The organism is Paraburkholderia tropica (assembly GCF_914484835.1).
GTDB classification, from domain to species: domain Bacteria; phylum Pseudomonadota; class Gammaproteobacteria; order Burkholderiales; family Burkholderiaceae; genus Paraburkholderia; species Paraburkholderia tropica_A.
Genome location: NZ_CAJZAR010000028.1, coordinates 29,938 through 53,207 on the forward strand (window position 1 = coordinate 29,938; position 23,270 = coordinate 53,207).

General features: G+C 66.0%; 17 protein-coding genes. 9 read left to right on the top strand and 8 right to left on the bottom strand.

The window, feature by feature from the left end; translation table 11 throughout:
* Window positions 1-130 precede the first annotated feature (130 nt).
* The 4 genes from eat to LDO54_RS02215 all read left to right on the top strand — a co-directional run bounded on the left by eat (window position 131) and on the right by LDO54_RS02215 (window position 5,286).
* Complete coding sequence (gene eat, locus LDO54_RS02200; protein ID WP_224005516.1) at window positions 131-1,552, top strand: ethanolamine permease; 1,422 nt, start codon at window positions 131-133, stop codon at window positions 1,550-1,552.
* A gap of 19 nt (window positions 1,553-1,571) precedes the next feature.
* Window positions 1,572-2,981, top strand: a complete 1,410-nt coding sequence (locus tag LDO54_RS02205; RefSeq protein ID WP_224005519.1) for an ethanolamine ammonia-lyase subunit EutB — start codon at window positions 1,572-1,574, stop codon at window positions 2,979-2,981.
* Entirely contained in the window at window positions 2,978-3,787 is an 810-nt protein-coding gene (gene eutC / locus LDO54_RS02210; protein ID WP_224005522.1) for an ethanolamine ammonia-lyase subunit EutC, read from the top strand. Before LDO54_RS02205 ends, eutC begins: the two co-directional genes overlap by 4 nt.
* Before the next feature lie 425 nt (window positions 3,788-4,212).
* The gene (locus LDO54_RS02215; protein ID WP_224006244.1) at window positions 4,213-5,286 is read left to right on the top strand and encodes a helix-turn-helix domain-containing protein; all 1,074 of its coding nucleotides are present in this window, start codon (window positions 4,213-4,215) and stop codon (window positions 5,284-5,286) included.
* 34 nt (window positions 5,287-5,320) lie between these two features.
* On the opposite strand, the gene LDO54_RS02220 is transcribed toward LDO54_RS02215, so the two are convergent.
* Window positions 5,321-6,274, bottom strand: coding sequence for a LysR substrate-binding domain-containing protein (locus LDO54_RS02220; RefSeq protein WP_224005525.1), 954 nt, complete (start codon window positions 6,272-6,274; stop codon window positions 5,321-5,323).
* A gap of 104 nt (window positions 6,275-6,378) precedes the next feature.
* Between LDO54_RS02220 and LDO54_RS02225 the strand changes: the two genes are divergently transcribed.
* Window positions 6,379-7,605 carry an MFS transporter gene (locus LDO54_RS02225; RefSeq protein ID WP_224005528.1) on the top strand — a complete coding sequence of 409 codons (1,227 nt, stop codon included), beginning with the start codon at window positions 6,379-6,381 and terminating at the stop codon, window positions 7,603-7,605.
* 38 nt (window positions 7,606-7,643) lie between these two features.
* On the opposite strand, the gene LDO54_RS02230 is transcribed toward LDO54_RS02225, so the two are convergent.
* Window positions 7,644-8,306 carry a TetR/AcrR family transcriptional regulator gene (locus LDO54_RS02230; protein WP_224005531.1) on the bottom strand — a complete coding sequence of 221 codons (663 nt, stop codon included), beginning with the start codon at window positions 8,304-8,306 and terminating at the stop codon, window positions 7,644-7,646.
* An 81-nt stretch (window positions 8,307-8,387) separates the two neighbouring features.
* On the opposite strand from LDO54_RS02230, the gene LDO54_RS02235 reads away from it, so the two are divergent.
* Window positions 8,388-9,515 (top strand): MBL fold metallo-hydrolase, encoded by a 1,128-nt coding sequence (locus LDO54_RS02235; protein WP_224005534.1) that lies wholly within the window; start codon window positions 8,388-8,390, stop codon window positions 9,513-9,515.
* Between the two features lie 500 nt (window positions 9,516-10,015).
* A complete protein-coding gene (locus tag LDO54_RS02240) occupies window positions 10,016-11,662 on the top strand; it encodes a methyl-accepting chemotaxis protein (RefSeq protein ID WP_224005538.1) in 1,647 nt (548 codons plus the stop codon).
* Between the two features lie 96 nt (window positions 11,663-11,758).
* Here LDO54_RS02240 and LDO54_RS02245 read toward each other — a convergent pair whose 3' ends face one another.
* Genes LDO54_RS02245 through LDO54_RS02270 form a run of 6 tightly spaced genes read right to left on the bottom strand, consistent with a single transcriptional unit; the run spans window position 11,759 to window position 19,041 of the window.
* Entirely contained in the window at window positions 11,759-13,006 is a 1,248-nt protein-coding gene (locus LDO54_RS02245; protein WP_224005541.1) for an aromatic ring-hydroxylating oxygenase subunit alpha, read from the bottom strand.
* A gap of 38 nt (window positions 13,007-13,044) precedes the next feature.
* Entirely contained in the window at window positions 13,045-13,863 is an 819-nt protein-coding gene (locus LDO54_RS02250; RefSeq protein ID WP_224005543.1) for a siderophore ferric iron reductase, read from the bottom strand.
* A 2-nt stretch (window positions 13,864-13,865) separates the two neighbouring features.
* Window positions 13,866-15,797, bottom strand: coding sequence for an IucA/IucC family protein (locus LDO54_RS02255; RefSeq protein ID WP_436975476.1), 1,932 nt, complete (start codon window positions 15,795-15,797; stop codon window positions 13,866-13,868).
* 13 nt (window positions 15,798-15,810) lie between these two features.
* On the bottom strand, window positions 15,811-16,431 hold the full coding sequence (locus tag LDO54_RS02260) for a GNAT family N-acetyltransferase (RefSeq protein WP_224005546.1): 621 nt from the start codon (window positions 16,429-16,431) through the stop codon (window positions 15,811-15,813).
* Window positions 16,421-17,662 (bottom strand): MFS transporter, encoded by a 1,242-nt coding sequence (locus LDO54_RS02265; RefSeq protein ID WP_224005549.1) that lies wholly within the window; start codon window positions 17,660-17,662, stop codon window positions 16,421-16,423. Before LDO54_RS02265 ends, LDO54_RS02260 begins: the two co-directional genes overlap by 11 nt.
* Complete coding sequence (locus LDO54_RS02270) at window positions 17,659-19,041, bottom strand: lysine N(6)-hydroxylase/L-ornithine N(5)-oxygenase family protein (RefSeq protein ID WP_224005565.1); 1,383 nt, start codon at window positions 19,039-19,041, stop codon at window positions 17,659-17,661. Before LDO54_RS02270 ends, LDO54_RS02265 begins: the two co-directional genes overlap by 4 nt.
* 748 nt (window positions 19,042-19,789) lie before the next feature.
* On the opposite strand from LDO54_RS02270, the gene LDO54_RS02275 reads away from it, so the two are divergent.
* Both LDO54_RS02275 and LDO54_RS02280 read left to right on the top strand, forming a co-directional pair.
* The gene (locus tag LDO54_RS02275; RefSeq protein WP_224005568.1) at window positions 19,790-22,009 is read left to right on the top strand and encodes a TonB-dependent siderophore receptor; all 2,220 of its coding nucleotides are present in this window, start codon (window positions 19,790-19,792) and stop codon (window positions 22,007-22,009) included.
* A gap of 199 nt (window positions 22,010-22,208) precedes the next feature.
* Complete coding sequence (locus LDO54_RS02280) at window positions 22,209-23,165, top strand: DMT family transporter (RefSeq protein ID WP_224005571.1); 957 nt, start codon at window positions 22,209-22,211, stop codon at window positions 23,163-23,165.
* Window positions 23,166-23,270 lie beyond the last annotated feature (105 nt).

The following is a 23,270-nucleotide window of genomic DNA, read 5'->3' on the forward strand; positions in this document are numbered from 1 at the left end:
ATTACAGATTGCCGAATTTCGATAACACGTCGATTTATGACTCTCTAGCATGGCTCGAATCAGGTCGCACGGGCGGCCTGCTTTGCCGGTCGCGGGCGCGCCCGCCCGGCCTTCACGAGGAGAAAACACCATGCAGGCAGAGTCGAAAAGCAGTGCGGGCGCGCCCGCGCTCAAGCAGACGCTCGGCACCTGGCAGCTTTGGGGGATCGCGGTCGGGCTCGTGATCTCCGGCGAGTATTTCGGCTGGAGCTACGGCTGGGCTAGCGCCGGCACGCTCGGCTTCGTCGTCACCGCGCTGTTCGTCGCGGCGATGTACACCACCTTCATCTTCAGCTTCACCGAGCTGACCACCTCGATTCCGCACGCGGGCGGCCCGTTCGCCTACGCGCGCCGCGCCTTCGGCCCGGCGGGCGGCTTCCTGGCGGGCGCCGCCACGCTGGTCGAGTTCGTGTTCGCGCCGCCGGCCATCGCGCTCGCCATCGGCGCCTATCTGCACGTGCAGTTTCCGGGGCTCGAACCGAAGCACGCGGCCATGGGCGCGTATCTCGTCTTCATGGCGCTCAATATCGTCGGCGTGCAGATCGCGGCGACCTTCGAACTCGTCGTCACGCTGCTCGCGATTTTCGAGCTGCTCGTGTTCATGGGCGTGGTGTCGCCGGGCTTCTCGTGGGATCACTTCCTGAAGGGCGGCTGGTCGGGCGCCGATCATTTCTCGATGGGTTCCTTCCACGGCATGTTCGCGGCGATCCCGTTCGCGATCTGGTTCTTCCTCGCCATCGAAGGCGTGGCGATGGCCGCCGAAGAAGCGAAAAATCCCAAGCGCTCGATTCCGATCGCCTACGTGGCCGGCATTCTCACGCTCGTCGCGCTCGCCATCGGCGTGATGGTGTTCGCGGGCGGTGCGGGCGACTGGACCAAGCTCTCGAACATCAACGACCCGCTGCCGCAAGCGATGAAATACATCGTCGGCGAACATAGCGGCTGGATGCACATGCTCGTGTGGCTCGGCCTGTTTGGCCTCGTCGCGTCGTTCCACGGCATCATCCTCGGCTATTCGCGGCAGATTTTCGCGCTGGCCCGCGAAGGCTATCTGCCCGCGTGGCTCGCCAAGGTGCATCCGCGCTTCAAGACGCCGTATCGCGCGATCATCGCGGGTGGCGTGATCGGCATCGCGGCCATCTACAGCGACGAACTGATCCAGTTCGCGGGCCAGACGCTCACGGCCAATATCGTCACGATGTCGGTGTTCGGCGCGATCGTCATGTATATCATCAGCATGGCCGCGCTGTTCAAGCTGCGCCGTCAGCAGCCGCGCATGGCGCGTCCGTTCCGTGCGCCGCTGTATCCGTTCTTCCCGGCGTTCGCGCTGCTCGCGGCGCTCGTCTGCCTCGGCGCGATGGTCTATTACAACCAGCTCGTGGCACTCGTGTTCGTCGTGTTCCTCGCGCTGGGCTATGCTTATTTCCTGATGACTGGCGCGCAGCGCGCGGCGGCCTCGGAAGCGGGCCCGGCGATGGAAACCGAAGCGTCGGGCGCGCTGCTCGAAGAGTGACAGCGGAGGAATCACGCAGATGTCGTACACGGAGACGATCGGTCCGCGCACGTATCGGTTCGCGGATCTCAAGACCCTGCTCGCCAAGGCGAGTCCGCTGCGCAGCGGCGACCAGCTCGCCGGCGTGGCGGCGGCGAGCGAGGAGGAGCGCGTGGCCGCGAAGATGGCGCTCGCGAACGTGCCGCTCAAGACCTTCCTGAACGAGGCGCTGATTCCCTACGAGAGCGACGAGGTCACGCGCCTGATCGTCGATACGCACGATGCGCAGGCGTTCGCGCCTGTCTCGCACCTGAGTGTCGGCGACTTCCGCAACTGGCTGCTCTCGCGCGAGGCCGATAGCGCGGCGCTCGAACGCATCGGCCCGGGACTCACGCCGGAAATGGTGGCGGCGGTCTCGAAGCTGATGCGCAATCAGGACCTGATCGCGGTCGCGAAGAAGCGTCCCGTGATCACGCGTTTTCGCAACACGGTGGGCCTGCCCGGGCGCATGTCGGTGCGTCTGCAGCCCAATCATCCGACCGATGACGTGAAGGGCATCGCCGCTTCGATGCTCGACGGCCTGATGTATGGCTGCGGCGATGCGATGATCGGCATTAATCCCGCCACCGACAGCCTCGCGGCCATCGTCAAGCTGCTCACGATGATCGACGGCTTTCGCGAGCGCTATCGCGTGCCGACGCAATCGTGCGTGCTCACGCACGTCACCAACACGATCGCGGCGATCGAAAAGGGCGCACCCGTCGATCTCGTGTTTCAGTCGATTGCGGGCACCGAGAAAGCTAACGCGAGTTTCGGCATTTCGCTCGCGCTGCTCGGCGAGGCGCGCGAGGCGGCGCTCTCGCTCAAGCGCGGCACGGTCGGCAACAACCTGATGTACTTCGAGACGGGGCAGGGCAGCGCGTTGTCGGCGAATGCGCATTTCGGCGTCGATCAGCAGACCTGCGAGGTGCGCGCGTATGCGGTCGCGCGCCGCTTCGATCCGTTCCTCGTGAACACGGTGGTGGGTTTCATCGGCCCCGAATATCTCTACGACGGCAAGCAGATCATCCGCGCGGGTCTCGAAGATCATTTCTGCGGCAAGTTGTTAGGCGTCCCAATGGGTTGCGATATCTGCTACACGAATCACGCGGAAGCCGATCAGGACGACATGGACGCGCTGCTCACGCTGCTGGGCGCGGCGGGCATCAACTTCATCATGGGCATTCCGGGCGCCGACGATGTGATGCTCAACTATCAGAGCACCTCGTTTCACGACGCGCTTTACGTGCGCGATCTGCTCGGTCTGCGCCGCGCGCCCGAGTTCGAGGAGTGGCTCGAAACGATGGAAATCGCCGATGCGAAGGGCGCGTTGCTGCCCGCGTCGGCGCGCGTGCCGCTGCTCGCGGGCGCACACGAATGGATCGGCGCAGGCACGGAGCTGGGCGCATGAGCGATGCCGTCGAAAAGAATCCGTGGAGCGGGCTGAAGGCGTTCACGAACGCGCGCATCGCGCTTGGCCGCGCGGGTAATGCGCTGCCCACGGCGCCGTTGCTTGCGTTCAATCTCTCGCATGCGCAGGCGCGTGACGCGGTGCATCAGCCGCTCGACGCCGACGCGCTGCGCCGCGAACTCGAAGCCGCGGGCTTCGCGACGCTCGGCGCGTCGAGTGCGGCACCCGATCGTCAGCATTATTTGCGGCGTCCAGATCTCGGTCGGCGGCTGTCCGACGAGAGCCGCGCGGCGCTCGCGCAGGCGGGCAGCGATGACAATGAAAAACCCGACGTCGTGTTCGTGGTCGGCGACGGGCTCTCGGCGTTCGCGGCGGCGAAGCAGGCGCTGCCGCTGCTCAACGCGATGCGCGCGCGTCTCGACGCGGACCGCGACGCCGCGCGCGGCTGGCGCATCGGGCCGGTGGTGGTGGCGAGCCAGGCGCGCGTCGCGCTCGGCGACGAAATCGGCGAATTGCTCGGCGCGAAACTCGTGGCGATGCTGATCGGCGAGCGGCCCGGCCTCAGTTCGCCGGACAGCCTCGGCGTGTATCTCACGTGGGCGCCGAAGGTGGGCTGCCACGACGCGCAGCGCAACTGCATCTCCAACGTGCGGCCCGAGGGCCTGCCGCACGAAGCCGCTGCGCACAAGCTCCACTATCTGATGACGCACGCGCGCCGCCTGCAACTCACGGGCGTCGGTCTCAAGGACGATAGCGACGCGTTGCTGCCCGAAGCCGACGAGGCGGGGCGGATTGAATCGGCGTGAGGGCTTGAGTCGTCGGGTTTTGTCGATACGCGAGCACGCGCGGGAACTCGCCAGAATCGTGCGTCCGCTCGTGGTTGCACCTGGTTGGTGCATGTCGCCCGCCGTGCCAATAATGAACAGTCCATGAACAAGGCTGCACGCGCGGTGTGCCGCCTGGGCGCAGGCGCGGTCCATTCGCGCATACGCGCGGCTTACGTGCGGCCTACATGCGCGCTTTCTTTCCCATCCCGGCGGATCGGTCGGGCGCCCGCGCGGCGCGTGCCGACGCGCATCCACACGTCGCCGATTATCTGGCGCGGGTTTTGCATGGTTAGCCGATCGTTTTGACAGACAGTGCGCGCAAGGAGGCACCCATGAACCACGCGGCCACGCGAACCGAGCGGCTCGACGCAGCCGGGCACGAGCCACGAGCGCAGCGCACCGCAATGCAATCCGCCGAACATACGGCCGAACAGACGGCCGAACACACGGCAGAAGATACGCGCTGCTCCGCGCAAGGCGCCGACGCGCCCGCGGGGCGCGCGGTCGTGAGCGTCGCGCACGACGCCGACGAGCAGGCGCGCAATCTGGTCGGCTGGCGGCAGACCTACGATCAGCTCGCGGCGGGCCGCTTCGTCGGCACGCTCACCGAGATTCCGCTCGACACCATGAAGGTCTTCTGCGAGACCACGAGCCACACGCTGCGCCAGGCCTGTGAAGTGCGCGGCGACGCGTACTGGTTCGGCATTCCGGCCACGCGCGGACAGGAAGCGCGCATCGACGCGCAGCCGTTCGGCGCCGAGGCCTTCGCGATGCGGCCCGGCAACGTCGAATTCGAATTGCTCACGCCCGCGCAGTTCTCGATCTACGGCGTGGTGGTGCGCGGCGAAGTGCTGCGCCACTACGCGCAGACCGTGGAAGGCGTTGCGCTCGACGCGCGTTTGCCGCAGACGCCGATCGTGCGCGCGGGCGCGGCGCGCCTCGCGCATCTGTGCGGCGTGCTCGAACAGCGTCTCGACGACGATGACGACGATCACGTCGATGGCGAAGTTGCGCGCAGCGCCCGTTCGCCGCTCTCCGATGCCGAACGCAACGACGTGCAGGCCGAAATGCTCGCCGCGCTGTTCGACGCCTGTGTGCAGCACGGCAACGATCGCGATGGCGAGAGCGCGCGCCAGACGCCGGAACAGGCGTCGCGGCGACGCTGGATCGTCGCGCAGGCGCGCGAGTATGTGCTCGCGCACCGCTCGCGTCCGGTGGGCGTGCCCGAGCTGTGCGAGCAACTGCTTGTGAGCCGCCGCACGCTGCAATACTGCTTCCAGGATGTGCTGGGGATGGCGCCCGCGACCTATCTGCGCGCGGTGCGTTTGAACGGCGCGCGTCGCGATCTGTGCGGACGCGAGGCCGGTTCGGTGCAGGACGTGGCGGCCGCGTGGGGCTTCTGGCATCTGAGCCAGTTCGCGACCGATTACCGCCGCATGTTCGGTATGCGGCCTTCGGAGGCGCGGCGCGCGTCGTGAGGCGCGTCACGGTGATCCGCGAAATCAATATGGATCACGAAATAATATTGCCGATGCGGATATCCGGCGACACACCCGCCGCCGTGCGCGCGAACGCCGCGAAACGCAGCGCGCAACGCGAAGGATCTTGCGTACGCCACGTGATGGTCTGTTCGAGCACGGGCGCATCGATCAACGGCACATAGGCCACGTCGGCCATCCGCAACGACGCCGCGAACGCGGGCACGATCGCCACGCCCTGGCCCGCCGCAACCAGCGCCACGAGCGCGGCGACCTGGCTCGCGCGCGGACCGAGGCGCGGCTCGACGCCCGCCTGGGCGCACAGCCGATGCAAGGCCGTGTTGAGCGCGGAGCCCTGACCCGTCGGCCAGGCGATAAAGCATTCGTGCGCGATGGACTCGAACGCGATGGCCGCGCGCGCGGCGTGCTCGCTGGAGGCGGGTACGGCGGCGACCAGCGGCTCGCGCGCCACGGTCCATTGCGCGATCGCGTTATCGGTGTCATCGGCGTTATCGACGTCATCGGCATGATCGGGCGCGGCCCAACCAAACGCGATATCGAGCAGGCCCGCCGCGATCTGAGCAGGCTGCGCCGTGCCCGCCACTTCGCGGAACGTGAGCGCCACCTCGGGCGCTTCGCCGCTGAAGCCGCGCACGAGGGCGCTGAACGCGGGCGACATCGGAATCGAACTCGTATAGCCGATCGCCAGGCGCCCCGCCGTGCCTTGCGCGAGCCGCTGCGCGGAGGCTTCGGCGTGGTCGGCGGCATCGATCACCTGACGCGCGTGTTCAAGAAATTGCGCGCCCTCGGGCGTGAGCGTGACCGCGCGCGTCGAGCGTTCGAACACGCGCATGCCCAGCTCGCTTTCGAGCGAAGCGATGTGCCGCGTGAGCGGCGGCTGGGCGATATGCAGACGCTCGGCGGCGCGTCCGAAATGCAGTTCGTCGGCGACGGTCACGAAGTAGCGCAGGCGGCGCAGATCGAGCATGCTGAATCTTCCGGTATCAATCAAGACGAAATCGGTATTGGTGCGCGCGGCGCGGGCTTGCGAGACTGAACGCTCTCTTTTTCACGCGGGAGCGGTCGTCGTTCATGAATGGCCCACACGGCAAGTCCTTGCGCGCGGCGTTTTTTCTCTGCGGCTGCGCGGCCTTCCTCAATCTCTACGCGACCCAGGGCATCCTGCGCGAACTCGCCGCGACGTTCGGCGTAAGCGCCGAGCGCGCGGGGCAGGGCGTGAGCGCGACCACGCTGGCCGTCGCCATTATCGCGCCATTCGTGGGGACCGTTGCCGCGCCGTTCGCGCGCCGCACGGCGATCGGGTTCGCGGCGCTGGCTTCGATGCTGCCCGCGCTGTGGGCCGCTCACGCGGGCAGCTTCACGTCGTTTCTCGCGGCGCGCTTTGCGGTGGGCCTGCTGATGCCGTTCGTGTTCGCGATCTCGGTGACGTTCATCGGCGAGCTGTTCACGCGCGAGCAATCGGCGGAAGTGAGCGCGCTGTTCGTCGCGGGCACCACGCTCGGCGGCTTCGCGGGGCGCTTCGTCACGAATGCGTGCGCGGCGGCGCTCGGTTGGCGTCACGCGCTCGATGTCGTGGCGGCGCTGAGTTTGTGCGTGGGCGTGGCGATCTTTCTGTGTTTGCCGCGCGTTCCGGTAAGCAGGCATGTGAACGCTACGACTCGCACCCATGACGCAGATGGCGACACTTCGCGCCTCGCCATGCTCACGCGCCGTCCGCTACTTGCTGCGTTCGGTTTCGGCGCCTGCGTGCTCGCTTCGCAAGTGGCGACGTTCACGTTCGTCGGCTTGCGGCTCGCGCAGCCGCCCTACGATTTCGGCACGGCGCAGATCGGCGCGATCTACGCGGTGTTCCTGCTCGCCGTGGTGGTCACGCCGCTCGCGGGCCGCTTCGCGCGCCATCGCTCGCCGCGCGAACTCGCCGTCTACGCGGCACTGCTCGCGCTGCCGGGCGCGGGACTCACGCTCGCGCACGGCTTGCTGCCGATCCTTTGCGGCCTCGCGCTCGGCTCGACGGCGGTGTTCGTCGAGCAGGCCGCCGCGAACGCCTTCATTTCGCAGACCGCAGGCGCGGCGCGATCGACGGCCATCGGCGTGTATCTGTCGTGCTATTACCTCGGCGGCAGTCTCGGCTCGATCCTGCCGGTGCCCGCGTGGCGGCAGTGGGGCTGGGCGGGCTGCGTGGCGTTCGTGGTGGCGGCGCAGGCGATCGCGGGCCTGCTCGCGTGGCGCTTCTGGCGCGATCCGGCGCACGGGCATGTGGCGAGCGGACGTTTGCCCGTCGCCGTCGATGGCCGATGACGATGCCGCGTGCCTGTGCGCACCATTGTGCGCACCAGTCAGTCGCGCTCGCCACGCGCATAGCGCGCGAGAAACATATCGGCGGCACTCTGCGCGACGTTGTGTTGTTCGGCCTCGCTGAGCGTCGGCTGGCCCATCGTCACCTGCGGCCAGAACGCGAACGCCTTCACCAGCGCATGCAGCTGATGCGCGGCGAACAGCGGATCGAAGGGCGCGCCGTTCGCGCCGTTTGTGCCGTTCGCATCGGCCAGACGCCCATCGGCGGCCGCCGCGCGTATCCAGACCGTCACGTCCTCCTCGCGCTCGCCGATGCGCGCGACCATGTCCCGCGCGCGCTCCGGCGAGTGGATGCCCGCCGCGATCGCCACGCGCGCGAGCGCGAGAAACGACTCGTCGCTCATCAGACGTAGCTTGCGTTGCAGCAGGTCGAGCAATTGCGCGCGCAAGGGCGCGTCGGCGCGATAGGCGGGCGCGGCGCCGGTCAGTGCGGCGTCCCAGAGCCGATGCAGGATGGCCGCGAACAGCGCTTCCTTGCTCGGGAAATGGTTGTAGACGGTGCGCTTCGAGACGCTCGCGCGCGCGGCGATGCGGTCCATGCTGGTGGCGTCGTAACCGGCGGCGAGAAATTCCTCGATGGCCGCTTCCAGAATGGCGGCGCGTTTCCGGTCGGTCAGGCGTTGCGGGGTGTCGGCGGTGCTCATCTGCTAATTTTACACCGTGTAGTTTACTTTTCTCCCGAATAAACTACACTAGCCAGTCTACTTTTGTCTCAGGACGCCGACATGGCTTCGATCCCCGATTTTCTCGGCCGCACGCTGGGCTTCGCCGCCGCGAAGCGTTCGCGCACGCTCGCGAACGGTTCCACGCAGCACGACGGCGCGCGCTTTCGCAATGTGCGTCCGCGTCCGCAGGAAGGTCTCGCGAAGAGTCTGCGCATCATCTGGAACGTGCTGTTCCGCAAGCCGCGCGGCACCGTGCCGTCGGCGGCGCTGCCCGTCGACGCCCTGAGCGCAGCCGATCTGCACGCCGCGCCCGAGGGCAGCCTCTGGCGTCTCGGCCACTCCACGATGCTGATGAAATTGCGCGGCGAATTCTGGCTGACCGATCCGGTGTTCGGCGAACGCGCCTCGCCGTTCAAACGGCTCGGCCCGAAGCGCTTTCACGCGCCGCCCATCGCGCTCGCCGACCTGCCGCCGTTGCGCGGCGTGATCCTCTCGCACGATCACTACGACCATCTCGACCGCGAAACCGTGCTCGCGCTGGCCGCGACGACGGGCGTGTTTCTCACGCCGCTGGGTGTCGGCGACCGCCTGATCGAGTGGGGCATCGACGCCGCGAAGGTGCGCCAGCTCGACTGGTGGCAAAGCGTGAGCATCGCGGGCGTGGCTTTCACATCGACGCCCGCGCAGCATTTTTCGGGGCGCAGCCTGTTCGACGGCAACACCACGCTGTGGTGTTCGTGGTCGATCGCGACCGACGATCTGCGCGTGTTCTTCAGCGGCGATACGGGTTACTTCGACGGTTTCCGCGAGATCGGCGAGCGCATGGGGCCGTTCGACGTCACGCTGATCGAAACGGGCGCGTACGACCCGAATTGGCCGTATGTCCACATGCAGCCCGAGGAAACCGTGCAGGCGCACCTGGACGTGCGCGGGCGCTGGCTCGTGCCGATCCACAACGGCACCTTCGACCTCGCGATGCATCGCTGGCAGGAGCCGTTCGAGCGTGTGATGGGACTGGCGGCCGCGCGCGGCGTGATGCTGGCGACGCCGCGCATGGGCGAGCGTCTGGATCTCGCCGATCCGCAGCGCGGCGAGCGCTGGTGGCGCGAGGTGGCCGAGGAAGCGGATACGCCGAAGCCGCGCGCACGCGTCTGGCCGTGCCGGGAGGCCGGCGACGCGAACTCGTAAAAGTCGCAGCTTCGCGGGCAGTGAATGCGAACAGGAGGACGCCCCGGAGCGCTCGCGCCGCCTGGGCGGCGGCCGGCGAGGTTGCGCGTCCGCCGGTCGAGCCGCTGCGGCTCGCCGGTCAAGGCCCTCGGTGGTGTTGTCGTGACGCGCGACGCTCAAGCCGGCGCGGCGACCGGCATGGCCGCGCCGGCTCCCCTGTCAGGCCGGCGCGGACGTGGCGGTCCGCCTTCGCATCGCTTGGGCGCGAACGCCGAAGCGTCCCCCGTTCTTGCACCCCGCGCCGTTCGGCGCGGGACTGCAGGCAGCTTAGCGGATGCACGCGCGCGGGCTTGACCGCGCGTCTCACCGAAGGCCGATTTCCGCCGATTTCTGCCGAAAACCGTGAATTTTTCTCGCCCGCTACCGAAAGCCAATTGTTTGTTTCCGGTTATTTTTGCAACAAGGGCTTAATTATTGCGTAAGAGGGTCGAAATACAGTCGGTTTCCCCAATCGGCTTGATATGTCATTTCTCTCTCATCTGAAAATCGGCCCGCGTCTCGCGGCGGGCTTCGCGGTTGTGCTGTTGCTGCTCGCCGCCGTCGGCGGCATTGGATTGCTTCAGGCGTCGCGCATCTATGACGGCACGCACGCGCTCGGCGGCGACTGGCTGCCGAGCGTGCAAATGCTCGGCAAGCTGCGCGCCGTCGCCGATGACGTGCGCCGCACCTCGCTGCGCTCGCTGCTCGCGACCGATGCCGCCGACAAGGACGCGTTGCGCACGCAGCACGCGCAATTCGTCACGGATTTCGCCACGACGCTCGACGCGTATTCGAAGCTGGTTTCGTCCGCCGACGAACGCCGTTTCTACGATCAGATCAGCGCCGCGTGGACGGCCTATCTCGATCACGACAAGCAATTGCAGACGCTCGCCGACGCAGGCGACGCCGGCCTCAACGACGCGCGCGCGCTGGCGTCCGGCCCGTCGGCGAAAACCTTCGCGGCCGCGCAATCGCTGATCAACGACGATATCAAGCTCAATCACGACGGCGCCGAGGCCGAAGTCGAGCGCGCCAAGTCGGCCTACGCGGGCGCGTTCGCGTGGACGCTCGGGCTGCTCGCGGTGGCGATCGCGCTGGGCGTGGTCATCGCACTCTCCATCACGCGTTCGATCACGGCGCCGCTCGCGCGCGCGGTGGGCGTGGCGGAAACGGTGGCGCGCGGCGATCTCACGGCGCGCATCGAGGTCACGGGCAGCGACGAGGCGAGCCAGTTGCTGGGCGCGCTGCGTCATATGAATGAGCGTCTCGTCGATCTCGTGGGCCGCGTGCGCACGGGCAGCGAAGGCATCGCGACGGCGGCCGCGCAGATCGCGGCGGGCAACACCGATCTGAGCCAGCGCACCGAGGAACAGGCCGCGTCGCTCGAAGAAACGGCGGCGAGCATGGAGCAGCTCACGGCGACGGTGAAGCAGAACGCCGACAACGCCACCCAGGGCAACACGCTGGCGGGCCAGGCGTCGAGCACGGCCACGCGCGGCGGCGAAGTCGTGGGCCGCGTGGTCGACACGATGCGCGAGATTTCGCAGAGCTCGGAACAGGTCGCGCAGATCATTTCGGTGATCGAGGGCATCGCGTTCCAGACCAACATCCTCGCGCTGAACGCGGCGGTCGAAGCCGCGCGCGCGGGCGAGCAGGGTCGCGGCTTCGCGGTGGTCGCGGGCGAGGTCCGCACGCTCGCGCAGCGCAGCGCGACGGCGGCCAAGGAGATCAAGGATCTGATCGCGACGTCGGTCGAGCGCGTGAACAACGGCACGGCGCTCGTCGAGGAAGCTTCGGCGGCGGCGCAGTCGCTGTCGACGCAGGCCGGGGCGTTGCGTGAACTGGTGTCGGTGTTCAAGGTGTCGTCGTCGGGTTCTTCGGCTTCTTCGGTTTCGTCGGTTTCTTCGGTGCCGATGCGGACGGGGGCTGTGGTCGCGTCCGCGTCGAAGTCCGCGAGCGCGAATGCCGCGAAGCGCCGCGCGACGCCCGCGCCGCGTGCGGCGGTGAGTGCGCAGGTTAGCGCTCCGGCAAGTGCGCCGATGAGTGAGGCCGCGCCGCGTCAAAGCGCGCCGCGCGCGGAGCCGGTCGCCGTCGCCGCGAAGTCGGATGACGACTGGGAAACGTTCTGATCGACGCATCCTTCGCTCGATGCGGATTGCAAATGAAAAACGCCCGGGCTGTGCCCGGGCGTTTTCGCATTCGTCGTCTGAACGCGAACTTCGCGCTCAACAAACGCTATCCATCACCGCACACGCGAGCGGTTCTCCCTGCCCCATCCCACCCGCAAGCGCGCGCCGATACCACGCATGAAAGTGCCGCATGCCATCTTCAAGCGGCGTTTGATACGGCCCGGCATCGCTCACCCCGCGACGATGCAGCCGCAAGCGTCCCGCATCCATGCGCTCGGCGATCTCGTCGTCCTCGATCATGGTTTCCAGATACGCGGCGCGCTGCGCCTCGATGAACTCGCGCTCGAACGCCGCGATTTCCTCGGGGTAATAAAACTCCACCACGTTGAGCGTTTCCTGCGGCCCTTTCGGATACAGCGTGGACACCACCAGCACGTGCGGATACAGCTCGATCATCTGCGTCGGGAAATACGCGAGCCAGATTGCGCCGAAGTCGGGCGCATCGCCGCCGCGATAATCGAGCAGACGATCGTGCCACGCGCGATAGATCTCCGAGCCCGCCTGCGCGAGCGCGTTATTCACGCCCACGCGCTGCATGCTGTAGGTCTGCGCGAATTCCCAGTCGAGATCCTCGCAGCTCACGAAGCGCCCGAGCCCCGGATGGAACGGCGCCACGTGATAATCCTCCAGATAGACCTCGATAAAGGTCTTCCAGTTGTAATGGCACGTGTGCGTTTCGACGTGATCGAGCACGTAGCCGGAAAAATCGAACTCGGGCCGCGCGAAGACGCTCGCCATGTCCTGCGCCGGTTCGCGCGGGCCTTCGTAAAGCAGGCCGTGGCAATGGCGCAGCGGAAAACGTTCGAGATTGCGGCAGGGCTTCTTGTCGAATTCGGGCGCGCCGATCAGTTCGCCCTGACCGTCGTAAGTCCAGCGATGCAGCGGACAGACGATATTGCCGCCCGTGGCCGCGAGATTGCCGCGCGTGAGCGCGATGGTCTTCGTCTCTCCACCGGCATGACCGTGATCCACTGCGCCGACGTTGCCCGCTTCGCCGCCGAGCATCAGCGCCTGGCGATGGCGGCACACGTTCGAGAGCAGCTGCACGCCTTCGGCGTTGCGCACCAGCACGCGTCCGCCTTCGTCCTGCGGCAGACGCCGCCAGTCGCCGGGCTCGGGCACCGACTGCTCGTGGCCCACGTAGCGCGCCGAGTGCGCGAAGATGCGCGTCATCTCACGCTCGAACAGCACGTCGTCGAAATACGCGCTGGCGGGCAGCTGAAATTGCGCGTCCTGCGCATCGGCGGGCAGCGCCAGATGCGTCAGGTTGCTGATGTCGTTCATCGATCGATTCCTTTCGGTTGGGCGCCGCGCTTCGAGCGTCATGCTTCGAGCGCGGCGTCCCGTTCCGTGTTCAGACGCACGATGCGTTCGTGTTTCGCGAGGCGCGGGCAGGTGCTGCACAATTCGCCGTCGCGGCGGCGATAGTGGTAGCAGCAGGTCCGACGTTCGAGCGCGAGCGCGCACGCGCCGTCCGTGCGCGCGAATGCGAAGTAGCCGCCGTCGCCTTGCAGACCGAGCGCCGCGAGCCATTGCTCGCCGAGCGCCTGCACCTGTTCGTCGCGCCAGTCGGGCCGGGCCTTGCGTGCGGCGAGCAGCGCCGCGAGCACGACGTCGGCCTGGGTGCCGCGCACGGCGGCCGGATTCAGGCGGATCACCGGCAGCAGCTCGTCGTGCATCTGCGCGCAGCACGCGCGGATCTCGCGCGCGGCGTGCGCGATGAGCGCGTCGGTATCGCCTTGCGCGGGCGCGTGATCGGCGAGCCGCACTTCGGTCGTCCAGCCGTTCGCGACCGGCTGCACGATGCGTTCGAGCGAGATCGACGCACGCGACGCATGCACGCCGATCACGCTCAGATAGAGCGGCTGCCAGATCAGGATGCCCCAGCAGCGCGCGGCCCAGTACGGCCGCCCGGCTTCCGGCCAGTTGCCGGTCCAGTGCGCGAGCAGGGCGTCGAGCGCGGCGCGGTTGCGGCTTGATTCAGGCGCGGGACGCACATGCGCGGGCATGCTGTGGGCGCCGTGCGTTTCCTGCGCTGCTTGCGCTGCTTGTCCTTCCTGCGAGGCGACCACGCCATTCAACCCAGGCACGAGACGCGCGGCGAGCCGCAGCAGATCTTCCAGCGTGCGGTTCGCCGCCATGCTCAGGCCTCGACGGTTTCCGCGCGCGCGCGATCGACCGTGCCGGCCGTACGACCCGCATCGTCGCGATAAGCCTCGCGCCGACCCGCAAGCGGGTTCTGCAGATTGCCCGCCATCTTGAGGTTGCCCGCGGGATCGGCGAGATTGACCATCTGCAGGTTGTTGCCCAGTTGCAGACGGTTCAGGCACGAGTGCAGGAACTCCGGCGCGAACATATCGTATTGCGCGAACTTGTCGGCGAGTTCCGGGTGCTCGGCCTGATAGCGCGCGACGCAACGCGCCACGGTGTTCCAGAACAGATCCTCGGTGGCGCAGCCGTGCTCGACCAGAATCTGGTTCACGTAGCGGAAGAACCCGTCGAACACGTCGATGAAAATCGCCAGCAGCTTCACGCGCTCGGGCACATCCACGGCGAGTCGCTTGACGTTCTCGGGCAGCTGCGCGTCCTTGTTGAGAATCGCCGATTCCTCGGCGATGTCCTTCATGATCGCGCGCACCGGCACGTGATTTTCCAGCACGAGAATCAGGTTCTCGCCGTGCGGCATGAAGACGAGATCGTGCGTGTAGAAGCAGTGCACGAGCGGCGCGAGATACGCTTCCATATAGCGTTCGAGCCACGCCTGCGTGCTCAGGCCCGACGCCTCGATCAGCGCGGGCAGCAGCGCGCGGCCATGACGGTCGGTGTGCAGCAGCGCGGCCATCGTCATGAGGCGCTGACCGTCGCCCGCGAGCGAGAGCGGGTTCTCGCGCCACAGCGCGGAAAACATCTTCTTGTACGGCGTATCGGCTTGCACGGCGGCTTCGTAATAGCGGTTGCGGAAACCCATCGACGCCACTTCGCGCAGGATCGTGAAGCCCTTGTCGCGCAGATACGGATCGCTCGCGACCAGCCCCTTGATGAAGTCGTTGATGGCGGGCGTGCCCGACATGTAGTACGGCGAGAGCCCGCGCATGAAGCCCATGTTGAGGATCGACAGCGAGGTTTTCACATAGCGCTTCGAGCGGTCCGAGACATTGAAGAACGTGCGGATCGATTGCTGCGCGAGATAGCGGTCGTCGCCGTAGCCGACGCAGATGATGCGGTTCGTGGCCACGTAGGCGGCGAACGCGATCGACAGCTTGTTGAACCATTGCCACGGATGCGCGGGCATCAGGCGGTAGTCGTCGAAGTTGCAGCCGCGCGCTTCGACGACGGCCTTGAAGCGGGCGATGGCGGCTGCGCCCAGTTCCTCGTCCATCAGGCGGTCGTAGTCGAGGTCGTCGGCGTGATGGAAGGCGGCGTTGTCCTTGTGCACCGCGAGCCAGACGACCTGGATGACCGAGGCCGCTTCCGGCGCGAAGGCGCGATAGTCGCCTGCATCGAAACCGAGCCGCCCGTTGTTGGCGACGAAGCCCGGATGGCCTTCGCTCATCGCCGTTTCCACGGCCTGGAAATCGGCGGTCAGCAGATCGGGCGTGTCCGGTCCTTGCTTGACCGATTTATACGCGGCGCCATAGAGCGTGCTGCTGATTTCGTCGAGATAGATCGGCAGCATTTCTTCCTTGATGCCGAGGCGCGCCTTCACATCGAGAATGAACGAGAGCGCGTCGAGCGGCTGCTCCACGCCGTCCTGCGTGCAGACGATCGACTCGGGGCGAATGCTCCAGTGGCGCAGCGCGAGCAGGCGCGCTTCGAAGGTGTAGGCGCGCGAGCCGTCGTCGGATTTCAGTTCGTAGCGCGCGAACGCGTTGCCGGCCGCGTCGGGCTCGGCGTCGCCGAGGCGTTGCGGTTCGACGATCAGCTCGTGCGCGTATTCGGCAATCGCCTTGCGCACCAGCATCCGGTTCGCGCGCTGCCAGATTTCAGGCGTGAGATGCGCGGCGGCTTCGGGCGGGGAGAGCAGCGTGTGCTGCATCGATTGCGGGGCGATGGCGTTGAAATCGATCGAGTTCATGATGATGAGTTCCTTAGTTATCCTGCTGAATAGCGGCGTAAAAATCGGCTCGGTTGCAAAACGCGAGCGACGCGGTTTTCTCGCGGAACGCGACGTCCTTCGCATAGACGAAGCCCATCGCGCGGTTCAGTGCGTGAATGCGCGTGTTGCGCGCATCCGGTTCGACGACGATGCGCGCGGCGTCCAGACGTTCGAACAAGAAGGTCATGAGCGTCTTGAACACATGGCGCGTATAGCCGGGTTGCGGCGTGGCCGCCGGTCCCACGAAGAGATGCATGCCCAGATCGCCGGGCTGCACGTCGTAATGCTCGCCCGCTTCCTCGTGCGCGGGATCGTAGGTCTCGATCAGGAACGCGGGCGCGCCATGCTGCGAAGCGAGCCAGGATTGCGCGTGCCCGGAATCCTCGATGGCCTGATAGAACGCGGCCACCTGCGCCACGCTCCAGTCGCGCATGTTCCAGAATGCGGCGCGCTCCTCGGCGAACCAGCCGTGCAGCGTGGGCGCGTCGCGCGGCACGTCGAGCTGGCGGATATGGAAGCCGCCGAGCGTGGCGGCGAGCGTCTCGCGTTGCAGCGCGGGCGGCGCGCCGCGATGACGCAAGGCGATTTCGTCGGCGGCAATATCAGTTCGCACGGGCGGTGACTCCTGTTTTGGCAAGATCGGTTTCGAGCAGCGCATCGTTTGCCGGGGCGCTGGCGGCGCGGCGCGAACGGTCGAGCAGCCACACGCTCAAGAGCGCGGTCAGCACGAGCCCGGCAGCGGCGATGAAGAAGGGCGCACGCAGTCCGGTCACATCGACGATCGCCCCGGCCGCGAACGAGGCGAGCAGCACGCCGAGGTTCTGGAAGAAGTTGATCACGCTGTAATCGGCGGCATACGAAGCGGGCGTGCTCAGCGAGAACATCGTCACGTCGAGCTTCACGACGATCTGGAACAGCGCCCAGCCGAACATCACGCGGCCCACCACGATCCACAGCGGCGCTTCCACGCCTTGCAGCAGCATGCCCGCGGTGCACAGCAGCAGGTTCGCGACGGTGTGATCGGGCAGCTTTTTGCCTTGCCCGGCGAGACGCTTGTTGATGCGCAGCGCGGCCAGCGCGACCATGCCCGGAATCGCGAACACGAGGCCGGAAACGAGCTCGCTCGGCGAGCCGCTCACGTCCTGCCAGTACGACGACATGAACGGACGGATCAGATACACGCAGAAGTCGAATGCGAGCATCAGCAGTGCGAGGCGCAGGATCGGCAAGCGCTGGCGCAGACTCGGGCGGACCGTCTGCGCCTGATGTTCGTCGGCGAAACGGCAGCGCCTGGCGATGCGATGCGTACGGATCAGGCTCATGCAGATCGCCATCTGGATGAAGTCGCCCGCGGCCATCGCGAAGATGCAGTCGTGCGCATTCCACACCTGCATCACGAGACCGCCCGCCACGGCGCCTGCGATCGCGCCGAAGTGCACGACCACCGAAAGCACACCGATCGTATGCGCGTGCGACTCCTTCGGTTCGAGCCGCATCATGTACGGATACATCAGCAGATAGCTGCTTTTGCACATGAACATCGCGAGCGACAGCACCCAGAACAGCGGCACCGTGGGCGCGAAATAACTCGCGACCGAGAGCAGGCCCGCCGCGCACTGCGTGTAGACGAGCAGATGCATGGCGTCGAGCCGCTTCGCGACGCGCGCCCACAGCGGCAGCGTGAGCATCACGACGATGGAGATGAACGCCACGTAAGCGCCCGCGTGCACGGGACTCGTCACGCCGTAGCGCGCCGCGAAGAACTGCGGGTAGAACGGAATCAGGATCGCATCGCTGATGACGGCGAAGGTCGTCATCGTGATGATGGTGTTGCGCAGATTCATTGCGCCTCCAGCGGCGCCTTCACGAACGCCTCCGTGTCGGGCACCGAAAAATCCTGCAGCGCGATGCGCCGCTCGATCTTGTAGTGCTCCACGCCGGTCAGTTCGCGCAGGATGCACGAGTTGCGATAGCAGCTCATGCCGAGGTCGGGATTGGTGAGGCCGTGACTGTAGAGGCCCGCGTTCTGCACGAACACTTCGCCGCCGTTCACGTCGATCGCATAGTTGCGCGAGAGCTTGTAGCGTCCCCGCGCGTCCCAACTGATGCGCTCGCGGATGCCGTCGATGAAGGCGGGCACGTTCTGGCCGTAGCCGGTCGCGAAGATCGCGCCGTCGGTGACGTGCGTGTACTGCACGCCTTCGTCGCGCTGCACGAAACGCAGATGGAAGCGGTCGTCGATGCGGTCGTGGTGACAGCCCGTGAGTTCCGAATTGGTGATGAGCCGCGCGTTGTTGCCGCCCCGGCTGCGGCGGTCGTCGAGCAGATCGTAGATCTGGTTGATCAGCGAGGCGTTCACGCCTTTATAGAGGCTGTCCTGCTTCGCGATGATGCCTTCGCGCACGCTGTCCGGCAGGTTGTAGAAGTAATCGATGTAATCGGGCGAGATCATTTCCAGCGTGAGCTTGGTGTTCTCCATCTGGAAGAATCGCGGCGAGCGCGTGATCCACGTGAGCGCGTAGTCGTGCTCGTCGCTTTCCTTGAGCAGGTCGTAGAAGATCTCGGCGGCGCTCTGGCCGCTGCCGATCACGGCGATCGAACGCTTCTGCTGCAAGGCGGATTTGTTGGCGACGTATTGCGCGCTGTGCAGGCAATGCTCGCGCACGTCGTCGCAGCACGACGGCAGTTGCGGCACCGAGCCCACGCCGATCACAAGGCGCGCCGCGCGATGCGTGAACGGCTGACCCGTGCGCACGTGGCGTCCGCTGATGACGTAGTGGCCGGCGTCGGCATCGTAGTCCACGCGCTCCACGTGGGAGCCGAACGCAATGCTCGATAGCTGCTTGATCGCCCACTTGCAGTAGCGGTTGTATTCGGCGCGGCTCAGATAGAAACGTTCACGAATGTAATACGCGTAGAGCTTGCCTTCCTGCTTGCAATAGTTCAGGAAGCTGAACTTGCTTTTCGGATCGGCGAGACTCACCAGGTCCGCGAGAAACGGGTTTTGCAGCGTGGTGTCGTCGATCAGCATGCCCGGATGCCAGTCGAAGTCCTCGTTGCGTTCGAGAAAGAGGCCGCGCAGATCGCGGATCGGATCGGCGAGACACGCGAGGCTCAGGTTGAACGGGCCGAGACCGATCGCGACGAAGTCGAGCACCTCGTGGCTCGACGCCGCGCGTGCAAGACGCGTTCCCGAATCGGAATGGATGTTAGTTGTACTCATGATTGAGCTTCCTCTTTGGCCGGCAGGACCATGTTGAGACCTCATCGATGGACGAAAACGGGTGGATGGTCACGAAGCTGACACATCTGTCACCGCGCATGACTGATGCGCTCGCTGTGGCAAGCGCCAGCGATTCAAAGTGAATCGTTTGCGCGGTGATGTGCGAATGAGAGTGATTCGCGTTTGGTGGATCATAGGAAACTCGTTCGCACATGGCAAGGGTGGAAAACGTATTGCTCAGGATGACGAACTAATGCGCCGATCCAGCCTGCATGAAACGCTGCGAGGCGCGAATCTCGGCAAAGTCCGGCTGCATCGGAGAGCTAACGGGATGGCACGCGAAACGCGCAGGGTGAAAAAAATGCGCGATGAGGTCATGCCGTCCCGCGCTTTTCGCCAAAATTCGCGGGACCGAAAACCCTGAGCCGATTGGGGGATTGCGCCGCAACGGCGCCGATGTGGCAATCGGGAGCGCGCGGGCACCCGCGTGCGCGCTGGCGGCGTGCGCGCGCGATTTTTAGAGAGGTGGCCTAAGGGTAAACGCTGAGCAATACGCACAAAACACGCAAGATCCACGCGCGTTTACATGCAAAACGCATTACAGCCAAGCGCAAGTGTTGGTTTTTCGTAAAGAACTTTCAAAAGCAAAAAGGCTTTGCTAAGATGCGCCCCTTATGAAATGAGAATAAGTCTCATTGACGTTCAAATACTTGAACCGGGGCGGGAGGCGCCTCGACCACTGGCCGATATGAACAATCACGAAACCGCACGCCGTAAGGGGCAAAAGCTCCCCCGTCCTTTGCAGATCGCCGCCTGGCTGACGTTTGCCGCCGCAGCGCAATCCGCATTCGCCCAGACCGTTACGACCGCCGGGGACAGCGCTGCCGCGCCAGCCACCGCGGCCAGCGGCGCTGCCGCGTCCACGACCGCCGCCGACAAGGCGCTGCCGGCCGTGAACGTGAGCGCGTCCACCGTGAGCGACTCGCCGCTGCATCTGGCGACGCCGGTTTCGAACGGCGCGCTCGGCACGCGTTCGCAGCTCGACACGCCGTTCTCGACGACGGTCGTGACGGGCGAGGATCTCGCCGACCGCCAGGCCAACAAGCTCGGCGACGTGTTCGCGGGCGACGCCTCGGTCACCGACAACAGCAACGCCTATAGCGCGTGGGCGACCTACATCACGGTGCGCGGCCTGCCGATCGACTGGCAGAACGGTTTCAAGATCGACGGCAATCCGTTCATTTCGTATGGCATCACGATGCCGTATGAAAACCTCGAACGCGTCGAACTGCTCAAGGGCGCGGGCGGTTTCATGTACGGTTTTGCGCAGCCGGGCGGCGTGGTCAACTACGTGACCAAGAAGCCGGGCACGGATCCGGTGACGAGTTTCGACGTCGGCTATCGCATGGACGGCGTGCTCAGCCAGCACGCCGACCTGAGCCGCCGCTTCGGCCCGGACGGCATGTTCGGCGCGCGCATCAACTACACGCACGAAGCGGGCAAGACCTATAACGCGGGCGATATCAACCGCAATTCAGTGGCGCTCGCGCTCGACGGTCAGCTCACGCGCGACCTCGACGTCTACTTCAACGCGATCTACCAGACGAGCCGTTCGAGCGGTCAGACGCCGGCGATCTACATTCCGAGCAGCTATGTGGGCACGAGTCTGCCCGCGACCATCAGCGGCGGCTCGAATCTGCTGAACAGCGCCGGTCAGCATCTGAACACGAATCTGCAGCTCTACACGGCGGGCGCGAAGTATCAGATCACGCCGGACTGGAGCTTCAATACCTCGGCGAGCTACAGCAAGTCGGCGCGCGACCGTAACGAGAGCACGCTCACGCTGCTCAACCAGGCGGGCGACTATTCCGACTATCGCTGGAACGGCGACGAAGGCCACCAGGACATCTACTGGCAAGGCACGTTCGAAGGCAAGGTGAAGACCGGACCGTTCACGCATCAGATCGTGGCGGGCGCGTCGATCCAGCATCAGACCAACGATTACAGCACGGCGGCGGGCACGGCGGGCGGCACGCTCGGCACGGGCAATCTGTACGTGCAGAACCCGTATGCGTTCTACTCGGGCAGCGGGCTCGACAAATACCGCGCGAGCGAGATCAACCAGAAGGCGCTGTTCCTGAGCGATACGATGCAGATCACGAGCCGCTGGTCGCTGCTCGCGGGCCTGCGCTACACGAACTACGATCAGGAAAGCTTCTCGGAATCGGGCGCTACGTCGTCGTCTTACGGCAAGAACGGCGTCGTCACGCCGACCTTCGCGCTGATGTACAAGCTCGAACCGGAGACCACGCTGTACGCGAGCTATGTGGAATCGCTCGAAGCGGGTCAGGTTGTTTCGGACATCTATGCAAATGGCGGATCGGTGCTCAATCCGCTGCGCTCGCGCCAGTATGAACTGGGCATCAAGAGCGAGCATGCGCGCTGGAGCGCGAACGCGGCGCTGTTCCGCATCGAGCGCGGCGCGTCGTATGCGAACGACCAGAACGTGCTGCTGCAGGACGGCAACTCGATCTACGAAGGTCTCGAAGCGGGCGGCAGCGTACGTCTGGGCCGTAGCTGGCAAGTCGCGGGCGACATCATGCTGCTCGATACGTGGTACGCGAAGGGCCAGACGTATAACGGCAAGCGCGTTGCAGGCGCGCCGCAATTCACGGCCGCCGCGCGCGTGACCTACGACGTGCCGTACGTGCCGGGGCTGCAACTGGGCGTCGATGCGAAGTACACGGGCAACACCGAAGTGCGTCCGGCCGGCGATCTGGAAACGGGCGGCTATATGCTCGTGAATCTGGGCGCGAACTACGCGACCCGCATCGGCGGGCACGACGTTACGTTCCGCGCGGCGATCGACAACATCACGAACCGCCGCTACTGGATGTTCCAGTACGACAGCTACATCGCGCCGGGCGACCCGCGCACGGTCAGCCTGAACGCGAAGATCGACTTCTGATCGCGCCCTCGGGTTCATCGTTTTGAATGGATAGCGGCGGCACCTCGCCATCGCAACCGCAGGCCACCCGCCACGCAACCGGACTTACCGGCTGCGTCGCGGGTGGCCTGCTGCTTTGCGCGGCCACTGGCTCTATGTGCGTATGACCCGGCGCGTTAAGATACGCGCGTCGGAAAAATAATGCATGGACGAGACAGGAATGAGAAAGCATGTCGATGGGGCGGCCGTCGCCATCATGGTGACGCTGTGCTTCATCTGGGGCACGCAACAGGTCGCGATCAAGGCCGTGGCCGGCGACATCGCGCCGATGATGCAAGTGGGCGTGCGTTCGGGCGGCGCGGCGGCGCTGGTGTGGCTGTTCAACCGCTTCGTGCTGCGCGAGCGCTGGCTGCCGGGCGTGGCGCTGCGCTCGGGTCTCGTGGTGGGCCTGCTGTTCGCGTTCGAATTTTTGTGCGTCGCCGAAGGGCTGCGCCTGACCAACGCCTCGCATATCGCCGTGCTGCTTTACACCGCGCCGATGTTCGCGGCCATCGGCCTGCATCTCAAGCTGCCCGACGAACGGCTCGCGCCGCTCCAGTGGGCCGGCATCGCGCTCGCGTTCGCGGGCATCGCCATCGCGTTTCTCGGCCCGGCGCTGCTGGGCGGCGGACTGTCCGCGCCGGGCACACCGGCCAATCCTGACTGGCTGCTCGGCGATCTGATGGGCCTGCTCGGCGGCGCGGCGTGGGGCATGACCACGGTGGGCGTGCGCACCACGCGGCTGAGCGAGGCGCCCGCTTCGCAGACGCTGTTTTATCAGCTCGCTTATGCGTTCGTGCTGCTGATGCCGTTCGCGCTGCTCACCGGGCAGACCGCGTTTCATGGCACGCCGTTCGCGCTCGCGAGCCTTGGCTTCCAGACCGTGGTCGTCACCTTCGCGAGCTATCTCACGTGGTTCTGGCTGCTGCGCCGCTACTTCGCCGCGCGGCTCGGCGTGCTGTCGTTCATGACGCCGCTGTTCGGCGTCGTGCTCGGCGTGGTGGTGCTGCACGAACACGTGGACGCGGCGTTCGTCGCGGGCTCGATGCTCGTGCTGACCGGTCTGCTGGTCGTGAACAGCCAGGCGTGGCTGCGCCAGATGTTCGGGCGCGGCTCGCGGGCGCGCGCGGGCGTTTGAAGCGGCACTGAACGGCCCGGTGCGCGGTGAGGCGTGCGCCTGCCTGGTGGCCGGATCGTGTGTGGATAGCGCCAGGGTTGTGCCTGGCTTGACCGCGCGTGCGCC